This window comes from Microbacterium sp. UMB0228, from assembly GCF_002871415.1.
Taxonomy (GTDB): domain Bacteria; phylum Actinomycetota; class Actinomycetes; order Actinomycetales; family Microbacteriaceae; genus Microbacterium.
Genome location: NZ_PNFU01000005.1, coordinates 89,835 through 101,695 on the forward strand (window position 1 = coordinate 89,835; position 11,861 = coordinate 101,695).

General features: G+C 70.4%; 11 protein-coding genes. 5 read left to right on the plus strand and 6 right to left on the minus strand.

Annotated features, from left to right (window positions below; genetic code table 11):
• Positions 1-371 precede the first annotated feature (371 nt).
• Positions 372-1,346: a hypothetical protein gene (locus CJ226_RS12670; protein ID WP_102209390.1), complete on the plus strand. Its 975-nt coding sequence runs from the start codon at positions 372-374 to the stop codon at positions 1,344-1,346.
• 154 nt (positions 1,347-1,500) lie between these two features.
• Positions 1,501-2,103 carry an antibiotic biosynthesis monooxygenase gene (locus CJ226_RS12675; RefSeq protein WP_102209391.1) on the plus strand — a complete coding sequence of 201 codons (603 nt, stop codon included), beginning with the start codon at positions 1,501-1,503 and terminating at the stop codon, positions 2,101-2,103.
• Between the two features lie 9 nt (positions 2,104-2,112).
• On the opposite strand, the gene CJ226_RS12680 is transcribed toward CJ226_RS12675, so the two are convergent.
• Complete coding sequence (locus CJ226_RS12680; protein ID WP_062637011.1) at positions 2,113-3,600, minus strand: MFS transporter; 1,488 nt, start codon at positions 3,598-3,600, stop codon at positions 2,113-2,115.
• Between the two features lie 176 nt (positions 3,601-3,776).
• Between CJ226_RS12680 and CJ226_RS12685 the strand changes: the two genes are divergently transcribed.
• Complete coding sequence (locus CJ226_RS12685) at positions 3,777-4,283, plus strand: ClbS/DfsB family four-helix bundle protein (RefSeq protein ID WP_102209392.1); 507 nt, start codon at positions 3,777-3,779, stop codon at positions 4,281-4,283.
• 6 nt (positions 4,284-4,289) lie between these two features.
• Here the strand turns inward: CJ226_RS12685 and CJ226_RS12690 are convergent, their stop codons facing one another.
• The 5 genes from CJ226_RS12690 to CJ226_RS12710 all read right to left on the minus strand — a co-directional run bounded on the left by CJ226_RS12690 (position 4,290) and on the right by CJ226_RS12710 (position 9,830).
• Positions 4,290-5,423 (minus strand): bifunctional 2-methylcitrate synthase/citrate synthase, encoded by a 1,134-nt coding sequence (locus tag CJ226_RS12690; RefSeq protein ID WP_102209393.1) that lies wholly within the window; start codon positions 5,421-5,423, stop codon positions 4,290-4,292.
• A gap of 77 nt (positions 5,424-5,500) precedes the next feature.
• The gene (gene prpB, locus CJ226_RS12695; RefSeq protein WP_062637018.1) at positions 5,501-6,409 is read right to left on the minus strand and encodes a methylisocitrate lyase; all 909 of its coding nucleotides are present in this window, start codon (positions 6,407-6,409) and stop codon (positions 5,501-5,503) included.
• 95 nt (positions 6,410-6,504) lie between these two features.
• Entirely contained in the window at positions 6,505-8,031 is a 1,527-nt protein-coding gene (locus CJ226_RS12700) for an MmgE/PrpD family protein (RefSeq protein WP_102209394.1), read from the minus strand.
• Positions 8,028-8,693: a GntR family transcriptional regulator gene (locus CJ226_RS12705; protein ID WP_082802973.1), complete on the minus strand. Its 666-nt coding sequence runs from the start codon at positions 8,691-8,693 to the stop codon at positions 8,028-8,030. Before CJ226_RS12705 ends, CJ226_RS12700 begins: the two co-directional genes overlap by 4 nt.
• Before the next feature lie 192 nt (positions 8,694-8,885).
• Entirely contained in the window at positions 8,886-9,830 is a 945-nt protein-coding gene (locus tag CJ226_RS12710; protein WP_180964594.1) for a DMT family transporter, read from the minus strand.
• A 38-nt stretch (positions 9,831-9,868) separates the two neighbouring features.
• Between CJ226_RS12710 and CJ226_RS12715 the strand changes: the two genes are divergently transcribed.
• Entirely contained in the window at positions 9,869-10,405 is a 537-nt protein-coding gene (locus CJ226_RS12715) for a CGNR zinc finger domain-containing protein (protein WP_062637024.1), read from the plus strand.
• A 140-nt stretch (positions 10,406-10,545) separates the two neighbouring features.
• Positions 10,546-11,814, plus strand: coding sequence for an ABC transporter substrate-binding protein (locus CJ226_RS12720; RefSeq protein WP_062637025.1), 1,269 nt, complete (start codon positions 10,546-10,548; stop codon positions 11,812-11,814).
• The last annotated feature ends 47 nt before the right edge of the window (positions 11,815-11,861 follow it).

The window sequence follows — 11,861 nt, forward strand, 5'->3', positions numbered from 1 at the left end:
CTCTTTGGCACATCGGCGAGTTTACTCCGACGACCGTGAAAATACGAGGACGTCCTTGTATCTCTCGTCGCCGTGCGTTCGGATGCCGCCGTCGCCCGTTCTCCGGCCGTTCACCCGCCGGACATCCGGGCCGATTACAACTGCAGATGCACGGCACAGACTCAGACCGGATCGGGTAGTCGCGTCTCCCGTGCACACGGTGAGCACTCTCGCTCCCGAGACCCCCGCCGAATCGGGTCGGCGGGGGTCTTCTCTTCCTTCGAATCGCTTGCTTTGCTCCATTTCGGCCGGGGATGGAGCACAGTGCGCGATTCGAACCGGGCTGTGGAGACCGACCCCGGCGCGGCCGCCGGGGGTGGGAGCGTGGGGGCATGGGACGACGACAGCAGCTTCCGACCCGCTTCGAGGTGGACTTCGCGGTCCGGACGGCGCGACTGCACGGCGTGAGTCGCGGACGGCTGCGCGGGTCCGACCTCGAGGCTCCGTTCCACGGGGTCCGCGTGCACCCCCGCCCGGCTCCCGGGCTGGACATCGCAGACCCGTACGAGCGGCAGCGGCACGCGCGGGTGGCGCGAGCACAGTCCTACGCCCCGATCCTGCACACCGGACACTTCTTCAGTCACGAGACCGCCGTGTCGATCTGGGGAGGCCCCCTGCCGCTCGCCTTCGACGATCACGGAGGCATCGCGACGGCGGACGACCTCGCCCTCCACGTCAGTGCGTCCGGCGGGATCCCGTTCCCCCGCGCCCGCGGCGTGACCGGACACCGCACACTGTCCAGCCTCACCTCGATCCGCTATCGGGACGGCCTCCGGGTGACCTCCCCCGCCGCGACCTGGGTCTCCCTCGGCACGCTGCCGCTGGTGGACCTCGTGGCCCTCGGCGACTACTTCTGCCGGCGCTGGAGACCGGGCGTCGGGCGGCCGGACCTCGGGAGGCAGCCGTGGGCGACGGTCGACGAGCTGCGGGAGATGCTGGCGGCAGGGCGGAGGCGCGGGGCGGCACGGTTGCGGGAGGCGGTCGAGCTGGTGCGGGAGGACTCGTGGTCGCCGCGGGAGAGCCGGCTGCGGTGCCTCCTGGTCGCGGCCGGAATCCCGGAGCCCCAGCTCAACGTGGACGTGTTCGACGACCGGGGCCGCTTCCTGGCCTGCGTTGACATGGTCTGGGAGGCCGAACGCGTCGCGGCGGAGTACCACGGCATGGTGCACGGCGCGCAGTGGGCACGGGATGTCGAGCGGGTCGCGGCGCTGCGGGCTGCCGGGTGGACGGTGATCGAGGTCACCGCACCCCTCCTCCACAGACCCGAGGAACTGATCCGCCGTGTGGCGTCGGCGCTGGGGCGGTGACCCCGCGTTCGAATCGCGCGAATGGCGGCATCCGGCCCGGATTTACAGCCAATCGCGCGACTCGAACGGGAACTAGAATCGACCAGGCGCCGCGACCCTGGCGCCGCCACCCCGCGTCCGCACCCCGACGCCGTTCACCCCCGAGGACCGCACCATGTCCGCATCCGCGCCCGTCTCCGAACCCGTCACCGTCTCCATCCGCCGCGAGGTCGACCCGGAGCGCATCGCCGAGGCCACCGCGTGGGTGCAGACCGGGGTGAACCTCGCGACGAAGTACCCGGGATTCCTCGGCTCCGGCTGGGTCCGTGCCGGCGAGGACTCCCAGGTCTGGCACATGCTCTACCGGTTCGCGAGCGAGGACGCGCTCACCGCGTGGGAGCAGTCCGCGGAACGCGCGTGGTGGCTGTCGATGGGCCAGGGCTTCGTCCGCAGCGAGCGGTCCAAGCGCCGCTCCGGCATCGAGGGGTGGTTCGACGAGCCGTCCACGGGCTCCATCCCCGTCGTCGACCCGGATGGCACGACCAGCACCGTGACCGTCGCCCCCGCGCCGCCGCGGTGGAAGCAGGCCGTCTCGATCTGGCTCGGCTTCTTCCCCGTGAACCTCGCGTTCACCTACGCCATGAGCCCGGTGCCGGGATGGGACGCCGTGCCGCTGTGGCTCCGCGTGCTCATCACCACCCTCGTGCTCACGCCGATCATGACGTACTGGGTGCTTCCGTTCGTCACGCGCTCCCTGCGGAACTGGCTCGCCCGCTAGCGCCGCCCCTCAGGAGCCGGCCTCCGCGCCCGGGGTGACACCCTTCTTCGCCGGTTCCACGAGCGAGAGCGGATCGGCGATGTCCTCCAGCGACTTCCCGGCGGCACTGACGCCGAAGACGCCGCACACGACACCGCCGAACATCATGATGGCCGCACCGAGCACGTAGCCCCAGAACAGCGGACCACGGTCGCCGGACTCCGCGCTCGCACCGATCAGCGCGCCGTAGAGGACTGGGGCGACCGCGCCGACGAGCTGCCCGATCGAGAAGACGTAGGAGATCACCTGGCTGCGCAGTTCGAGCGGGAAGATCTCGCTCACCGTCAGATACGCGGCGGAGGCCCCGGCCGAGGCGAAGAAGAACGATGCACACCAGAACGCCGTGTGCGTGCCCGCGTTCAACACGCCCGCGTTGAAGAGGAAGGCGCTGACGAGCAGGATCAGTCCCGCGAGCACGTAGGTGCCGAACAGCATCCGCCGACGACCCCACGTGTCGAAGAAGTGGCCGAGGATGAGGGCGCCGGCGAGGTTGCCCACCGCGAAGACGATGAAGTACTGCGACGCGGATGCCGGCGGGGTGTCGTAGAAGTTCTCCAGCACGAGCGCGTACGTGAAGAAGATCGCGTTGTAGAGGAAGGACTGCGTGACCATCATCGTGATGCCGACGAGCGTGCGCCGCGGGTACTTCTTGAACAGCACCTTCGCGATCACGAGGAACGGGACGCTGCCGTATTCCTTGACCGTGATGGCCTTGCTCTCGTCGACGGGCTCGATCGTCTTGCCCTCCTTGCGGATGCGCTCCTCGATCTCGTCGACGTTGCGTTCCGCCTCCTCCTCGCGGCCGTGCGTCATCTGCCAGCGCGGGCTCTCCGGGATGTGCCGTCGCAGCCAGATGATGAGGAGGCCGAGGATCGGGCCGAGGAAGAAGCTCAGCCGCCAGCCGATGTCGGCGGGCAGGATGTCGGTGTTGAGGAAGAACATGTTGGCGACGGCGCCGAGGGCCGCACCGCCCCAGTAGGTGCCGTTGATGGCGATGTCGACCCGGCCGCGGTACCTCGCGGGGATGATCTCGTCGATGGCCGAGTTGATGGCCGCGTACTCGCCGCCGATGCCCGCCCCGGCGACGAAGCGCCAGATGTAGAAGAACCAGGGGGCGAACGCGAGGCCGGCGACGGCCGAGCCGACGAGGTACACCCCGAGCGAGAGCAGGAAGAGGTTCTTGCGGCCGAGGCGGTCGGCGAGACGGCCGAACACGAGGGCGCCGAACACCTGGCCCAGCAGGTAGCAGGTGCCGGCGAGGCCGACCTCGGCCGGGCCCATCCCCAGCGTCTGCGCGTAGCCGTTGGCCGCGACGATCTGCACCTCGAGGCCGTCGAGGATCCAGGAGAACCCGAGTCCGACGACGATCATCCAGTGGAAGCGCGACCAGGGGAGCCGGTCCATGCGCGCGGGGACGAGCGACCGGACCTCCTTGACGGTGACGTCGGACGCGGACATGGGGGCCTCCTTCTCGCGGGACACGCTGTCGTCCCGGATCCGGTTTACTCCTCCCGGAAATCCGCCGCATCCGCTTGACCCGGGGCCGTCGGCACGCTACCGCTTCGAATCGCGCGAATGGCCCCATCCCGGGCGAGAATGGAGCCAATCAGGCGATTCGAACGGAGGTGGGGGGGATGCCCGGCGTCCCCGCGACGAAGGATCAGCTGCTCGCCGCCATCGAGACGTCCTATGCCCGGCTGTCCGACGACCTCGACCGGGTACCCGCGACCCACGTCCGTAAGAAGGTGCTCCCGGGGCACGCGGCCGGCACCTCGATGAGCCCCGCCGATCTCGTGGCCTACCTCATCGGCTGGAACGAGCAGGTCCTCGTCTGGAACGAGCGCCGCGCCGCCGGCCTCCCCGACGAGTTCCCGGCGCCCGGTGCGGCGTGGAACGACCTCGGGCCACTCGCGCTCCGCTTCTACCGCGAGCACGAGCACGAGTCCTGGGACGACCTCCGCGCCCGCCTCGACGATGCCGAACGCCGGATCGTGGAGCTCGTCCGCGACCGCTCGGAAGAGGAGCTCTACGGCGCCCCCTGGTACCGGCGGTGGACGCTCGGACGCATGATCTCGCTCAACACCTCGTCGCCGTACGCGAACGCACGGAGCCGGCTGCGCCGCTGGCTCCGCACGCTCTGAACGCCGTCAGCGGGCGACGTGCCGCTCGTCGGGGCCGTCGTAGTGCGAGAGCGGACGGATCAGGGCGTTCGCGCCGGCCTGCTCGATGACGTGGGCGGTCCAGCCCGTCACCCGCGCCGCGACGAACAGCGGCGTGAAGGTGAGGGTGTCGAAGCCGATGAGGCTGTATGCGGGACCGGACGGGTAGTCGAGGTTCGGGTGGATCCCCTTGCGCTCGACGAACTGCGACTCCAGCGCGTCGTACAGCGCGGCGACGTCCTCCCGGCCGTAGTGCGCGACGAGGGTGTCCAGCGCGGCCTTCATCGTCGGCACGCGGGAGTCGCCGTTCTTGTAGACGCGGTGCCCGAAGCCCATGATCTTGCGCTTCTCCGCGAGGGCCTTGTCGAGCCAGGCCTCGACGGCGTCCGCCGAGCCGATCTCCGTGAAGATGTGCAGCACCGCCTCGTTCGCCCCGCCGTGCAGCGGGCCCTTGAGCGCGCCGATGGCGCCGACGACCGCCGAGTAGATGTCGCTGAGGGTCGAGGTGATGACCCGGGCGGTGAAGGTCGAGGCGTTGAAGGAGTGCTCGGCATAGAGGATCATCGATCGGTTGAACGCGTCGACCACGACATCGTCGGCCTCCTCCCCGAAGGTCATCCAGAGGAAGTTCGCCGAGTAGTCGAGGTCGTCGCGCGGAGCGATGAGCTCCTGGCCGCGACGGCGACGCTGGCCGTAGGCGACGATGGCCGGCAGCGCGGCGAACAGGCGGATGCTGCGCGCCAGGTTCTGCTCGGGGCTGCCACCGGCGTCGAGCACGGAACCGCCGGCCTCGGGGTCGGATGCGCCGATCAGGCTCACCGCGGTGCGCACCTCGTCCATCGGGTGCGCCTCGAGGGGCACGAGGTCGATGGCGGCCTTGACGTTGTCCGCCAGGGCGCGGTGCTTCCGCTCCTCCAGCCGGAACGCGGCGAGCTCATCACCCGTCGGCAGCTCGCCGTTCCACAGCAGGTACGCCACGGCCTCGAAGGACTGCGTGTCCGCGAGCTCCTGCACGGGATAGCCGCGGTAGAGCAGGCTGTTCGTCTCGGGGTTGACCTTCGAGATCGCCGTCGTGTCGACGACGACCCCCGCGAGGCCCTTCTTGATGTCCGGCTCGGTCATGGTCACTCCTTCGTGTACTTCGACTCGTCGCTGCGCTCCTCGCTCAGCGACCGCGTCGTGTGTCCGCTTCGCTGCGCTCAGCGACCGGTGTTGTCGAGTGTGAAGTTGAAGACGCCCGAGTCGAAACGGTTGTACGACTCGTAGTCGATCAGCTCGTAGAGGTCGGCGCGGTGCTGCATCTCCCCGAGCTTCGAGGTCAGGTGCCCCTCGTCGTTCAGCGTATCGAGCGCACGGCCCGCCGCCCCCATCGCGATCCGCAGCAGCGACACCGGCCAGATGACCATGCGCACCCCCGCATCACGGAGAGCGTCGACGGAGAACAGCTCGCTCTTGCCGAACTCGGTCATGTTCGCGAGGATCGGCACGTCCAGCGCCGCGGCCATGGCTTCGAACTCGCCGATCGTGCGCATCGCCTCGGGGAAGATCGCGTCCGCCCCCGCGTCGACGAGCGCCTTGGCCCGGTCGATCGCCGCGTCCAGCCCCTCGATCGCGCGGATGTCGGTGCGCGCCATGATCAGGAAGTTCTCGTCACGGCGGGCATCGGCGGCCGCGCGGATCCGCTTGATCGCGGTATCCTCGTCCACCACGGCCTTGCCGTCGAGGTGTCCGCAGCGCTTCGGGTTGATCTGGTCCTCGATGTGGGTGCCGGCGAGGCCCGCGTCTTCGAGCTCCTGGATCGTGCGGGCGACGTTCATCGGCTCACCGAAGCCGGTGTCGGCGTCGACGATCGCGGGCAGCTCGGTCATGCGGGCGATCTGCTTCGCGCGCCCGGCGACCTCGGTGAGCGTGGTGAGGCCGATGTCCGGCAGCCCGAGGTCCGCGGAGAGCACGGCGCCCGAGATGTAGACGCCCTCGAACCCCTTCTCCTCGATGAGCCGGGCGCTCAGCGGGTTGAACGCGCCGGGGAACCGCAGCAGCTCCCCCGAGGCGAGCCGCTCCCGGAACAGCCGCCGCTTCTCGGCGGGCGTCGTGGTGGAGTACAGCATCAGTTGCTCCTTCGTGATCGTGCTTCGACAGGCTTCGCATGCTTCGACAGGCTCAGCAACCCAGCGGCCTGGGTCCCTGAGCCTGTCGAAGGGCATCAGAACAGGCCCGTCGGGGCGTCGGCGTCGTCGAGCAGACCCGGCTTCGCGACGGTCGAGAGCTCGGCGACCTCGGCGGCCGTGAGCTCGGGCAGGCGCTGCACGAGCTCGAGGAACCGCTCGATCTCGGCGGGCTCGAGCACGGGCTCCGCGAGCAGGCGGAACTTGGCGATGTAGTTCTCCCGCGCGAACGGGCGCGCGCCGAGGGGGTGGGCGTCGGCGACGGCGATCTCGTCGACCACGGTCGAGCCGTCGGTGAGGCGGATCTCGACGCGACCGCCGAAGGCCTTCTCGTCCGGGTCCTCCGAGTGGTAGCGGCGGGTCCATTCCGCGTCCTCGGCCGTGGTGATCTTGTGCCACAGCGCGACCGTGTCGGCGCGGCCGGCGCGCTCCGGCGTGTAGGAGTCGACGTGGTGCCAGCCGCCGTCCTGCAGCGCCACCGCGAAGATGTACGGGATGGAGTGGTCGAGGGTCTCGCGGGATGCCGTCGGGTCGTACTTCTGGGGGTCGTTCGCGCCCGAGCCGATCACATAGTGGGTGTGGTGGCTGGTGTGCAGCACGATCGACGCGATGTTCGCGGGGTCGCGGAGGGCCGGGTTCGCGGTGCCGAGCTTGCGGGCGAGGTCGATCCACGCCTGCGCCTGGTACTCCGCGGAGTGCTCCTTCGTGTACGAGTCGAGGATCGCGCGCTTGGCCTCGCCGGCGGCGGGCAGCGGTACCTCGTAGGCCGCGTCCTTCCCGTCGAGCATCCAGGCGATCACGCCGTCCTCGCCTTCGTAGATCGGCGCCGGGCTCGTCTGTCCGCGCATCGCCCGGTCGACCGCCTCGACGGCCATCTTCCCGGCGAAGGCCGGGGCGTGCGCCTTCCAGGTGGAGATCTCGCCCTTGCGGCTCTGACGCGTGGCGGTCGTGGTGTGCAGCGCCTGTCCGACCGCCTGGTAGATCGTCTCGACGTCGAGGCCCAGCAGCGTTCCGATGCCGGCGGCGGCGGACGGGCCGAGGTGCGCGACGTGATCGATCTTGTGCTTGTGCAGGCAGATCGCGCGCACGAGGTCCATCTGGATCTCGTAGCCGGTGGCGATGCCGCGCACGAGCGCGCGGCCGTCCTTGCCGGTGTGCTGCGCGACCGCGAGGATCGGCGGGATGTTGTCGCCCGGGTGCGAGTACTCGGCGGCGAGGAACGTGTCGTGGTAATCGAGCTCGCGCACCGCCACGCCGTTGGCCCAGGCCGCCCACTCCGGGCTGGTGCGGCGGTCGAGCGGGGTTCCGAACAGGTTGGCGCCGACGCCGCCTGCGGAGACCGGGTGGCTGAACGCCTGCGCGCGGGCTGCGACGATCGGCGCGCGGGCTAGAGAGGCGGCGGCGACGGCGGCGTTGTCGATGATGCGGTTGACGATCATGTCGACGACGGGCTGCTCGACCTCGACCTGGTCGGCCGCGACCTCGGCGATCTTCCAGGCGAGCTGGTCCTCGCGTGCGAGGTTCTCGGAGCTGGCGTGCACGCGGACGTGGTGGGTGACGGTCATGAGTGTCCTTCGCTGTCGGGGAGGGAGTCGAGGATGCCGGTGAGCGCGTTGTGCAGGTGCACGTGCGTGGCATGGGCGGCGAGGTCGCCGTCGCGGGCGGCGAGCGCCTCGGCGATCGTGCGGTGCTCGGCGGCGGAGGCGGCGAGCCGGGCGGGCTTGTCCCGCGCCATGCGCCGCACGCGGACGAGGTGGGTGCGGACCGTGCGCAGCGCCGCAGCGATGTAGTCGTTGGCGACCGCGTCGTCGAGGGCCGTATCGAATCGCGCGATCAGGGCGTAGTAGGCGTCACGCCCCTCGGCCCTGGTGAGGTCCACGTGCGCGAACTCGGCGGCGAGCGCGGCGAACCGGTCGGCGTCACCCCGGACGGCGGCGAGCCGGGCGGAGGTCTCCTCCAGCGCGCGGCGGATCTCGAACAGGGACCGGATGTCGTCGGCGTCGAGGTCGGCGACGACGGTGACGCGGGGCGACTGCTGCACGACCAGACCGTCGGCGGCCAGGCGACGCAGAGCCTCCCGCAGCGGCGTCCGGCTCACACCCAGGCGCTCGGCCTGCTCCACCTCGCCGAGCACGAAACCGGCCGGCAGCTCCCCGGACTGGATGCCGTCGAGGAGCGCCGCATAGGCACGATCGCCCATGGACGTGCGCTCGACAGGGAGGACCATTCCGCCAGTGTATACATAAACGGCCCCGCTCGGGCCACTTCTCGGGCGCGAGCGGTCCATTCGTATACATAGCCTCCCCCGCCCCCTTCCTCATCCGGGCACAGCTTCGGAGCTCGCCCGGGACACGCGGCACCGCGAGGCCGGAGGCCGGCGTGTCGGCTCCGATCTCCGAAGTTGTGCGCGCGAGTGGGCTCAGGCGGCAGGACGGGGCTCGCCCAGTTTGACCACGACCACGCCGGCGAGCACGAGCACGCCCCCGAGGGCCTGCAGCGGGCCGGGGAGCTGGCCGAGCAGGAGCCAGCCGAAGAGCAGGGCCGCCACGACCTCGGCGAGCGCGACGAACGAGGCCAGCCGGGAGCCGAGCATCCGCGTCGAGACGATGCCGAGCACGTACGCGAGGGCCGTGGCGATCACGCCGATCGCGAGGACCGGCACGAACCACGGCACCGCGCCGAACCGGTAGTCGACGTCGGCCGTCGTCCACGCGAACGGGAGCACGCCGATGAGCGCGGCGAGGCTCAGACCCACGGCACCGAGCAGCAGCCCACTGCCCGCGAGGGCGATCGGCGGGATCCCGGTGTCGGCCCGGGCGGACAGCACGAAGTAGCTCGCGGCCCCCACCATCGCCCCGAGCGCCCAGAGGACACCGACGACGTCCACCTGCGCCCCGGTGACGATGTCGAGCATGAGGACGAGCCCGACGAAGGCGATGACGGCACCGAGGACGCTGCGCCGCGTGGGACGCTCGCCCCGGCGCAGCCAGAGCCAGAGGAGCACCGCGACCGGGGCGGTGTACTCGATGAGCAGCGCGATCCCGACGTCCATCAGCGCCACGGCCTGGAAGTAGCAGAGCTGGGTGGCCGCGACGGCGAGGAGGCCGTAGGCGGCGACCATCCCCGCGTTCTGCCGGAGAGCACGCCACCGCCCGCGAAGCGCGAGGACCGTGGGGACGAGCAGCACGAGCGCCGCGACCCAGACCCGCACCGTGACGGCGGCCCCCGGCGTCCACCCCGCATCGATGAGTCCGCGCGCCCAGGCCCCGGAGGAGCCGAACGCGAAGGCGGCGGCGACAGCGAGCGGCAGGCCGAGGCGCACCCCGGTCCGGGTGCGCGGAGTGTCATCAGCCACGGTGCTCATGAGGGATGACGCTACGCCGGCGGGAGTAAGCTGTCAACATGGTCTTCACCGATGACACAGAGGATGCGCTGCGCGCAGCGGTCTGGCTCGCGAACTCGGCGGAGGACCCGGACACCCTGGTCGACATCGACGACGAGAAGGCCTTCCTTCGGGTGTTCCCGTACACGGGACGGGTCGACGGGGACACGGTGGAGCTCGACGACCTCCGCGCTCTGCGGCCGCGCCTCCGCGCCATGCTGCTCGCTCCGCGCGACGAGATGGCCGCGCATGTCAACGCCGCCCTCGCCGAGGTGCGCCTGACCCCTCGCCTCGTCCGCCACGGCGAGCTGGACTGGCACCTGCACGGGCTCGCCGACGAACGCCCGCTCGCCGAACGGGTGCTCGTGGAGACGGCGATGGCCCTGATCGACGTCATCCGCACGGACGAGGGCTCTCGCCTCACCGTCTGCGCGGACGGGACATGCCAGGCGATCGCCCTCGACCTCTCCCGCAACCGCTCCAAGCGCTACTGCTCGACGAGCTGCGCCAATCGCAACGCCGTGGCGGCGTACCGCGCCCGCCGCGCCGCCGGCTGACCGCGCCGCGCGCCCCGCTCGGAGGCCGCAGACCGGACCGCGGTCCGAGCGGGTTCGATGCTGCCCGCTCTTCACAAACGATTATCGATTAGTGTAATGTCGCGAGCGGCCCTCCCTCATGCATCAGGAAAGGATCAACGATGATCAAGGCCCGAGTCCTCCCCCTCGCCGGCATCGCGGCGGTGTCCGCCCTCGCCATCGCCGGCTGCTCGACCACCGCCGGCGACGACGGCGGTGACGCCGGCGGCGACGTCACCGTGCGCATGCTCGTGAACGTCACCCCGAACCTGACAGAGGAGTTCTGGAACGACCTCGTCGCGCCGTTCGAGGACGCCAACCCGAACATCGACGTCGTCATCCAGAACCCGGGTGCGGAGGGCGTCGAAGCCGCCGTGCCGCGCCTGCTGGCCGCCGGCGACGCTCCCGACGTCGTGCAGTCCATCGCCCCCACCACCAAGCTCGCCCCCGAGCTCGTCGACCTCTCGCAGTACGAGTGGGCGTCGTCCGGTCCGCTCGCCGACCAGTACTCGATCGACGGCAAGAACTACATGGCCGGCATCGGCGTGCAGCTGCAGAGCCTCTTCTTCTACAACAAGACCGCGTTCGAGGAGGCGGGGATCACGGAGGTGCCGACCACGGTCGACGAGCTCACCGAGGCCCTCGGCAAGCTCAAGGACGCGGGGTGGACGCCCGTCCAGACCGGCGGCGACTGGATGACGAGCCACACCCTGCAGGCGCTCGGACTGCCGACCATCATCGCCGAGGACCCGGAGTGGTTCCAGGACATCTCGGCAGGCGACGTCACCTTCAGCGAGACCTACGGCGATGCGGTCGAGACCTACGCGGACTGGGTGTCCGAGGGCTACATCCCCGGCGACGCCCTGGGCATCAAGTACCCGGACGCCGAGCAGGCCTTCCTCTCGGGCAAGACGGCGGTGTACTCGATGGGCAGCTGGTTCGCCGGCACGCAGGCGAAGGCCGCCGACTCCGCGGACATCGGCGTCTTCCGCGCCCCCGCCATGAGCGCCGACGAGCAGCCAGCGATGGGCGCCAACATCGCCAGCCCGTACTCGATCCTCAAGGCGAGCAAGAATCAGGACGCGGCGGCGAAGCTCATCGAGTTCCTTACCACCGACCAGACCGCGGTGAGCGACCAGCTCGCGGTCGACGGCAACTTCCGCGACGGCTACGAGTACGACATGACGCCGCTCGGCGAGGAGCTGCTGCAGATCGTGGCCGACACCCCGGCCGAGGCCTACACGCCCACCGGCGGCGGCTACGGCGAGCGCACGCTCCCGGACGGCTACTCCGGCGAGATCAACACCCAGGCCCAGGCCCTGCTCGGCGGCGCACCCGCCGACCAGGTGCTGCAGGCCATGGACGACTGGTTCGCCGCCAACGCCGGTTGACCCTCGCGGCGCCCGGGACGCGACATCCGTCCCGGGCGCCGTCCCGG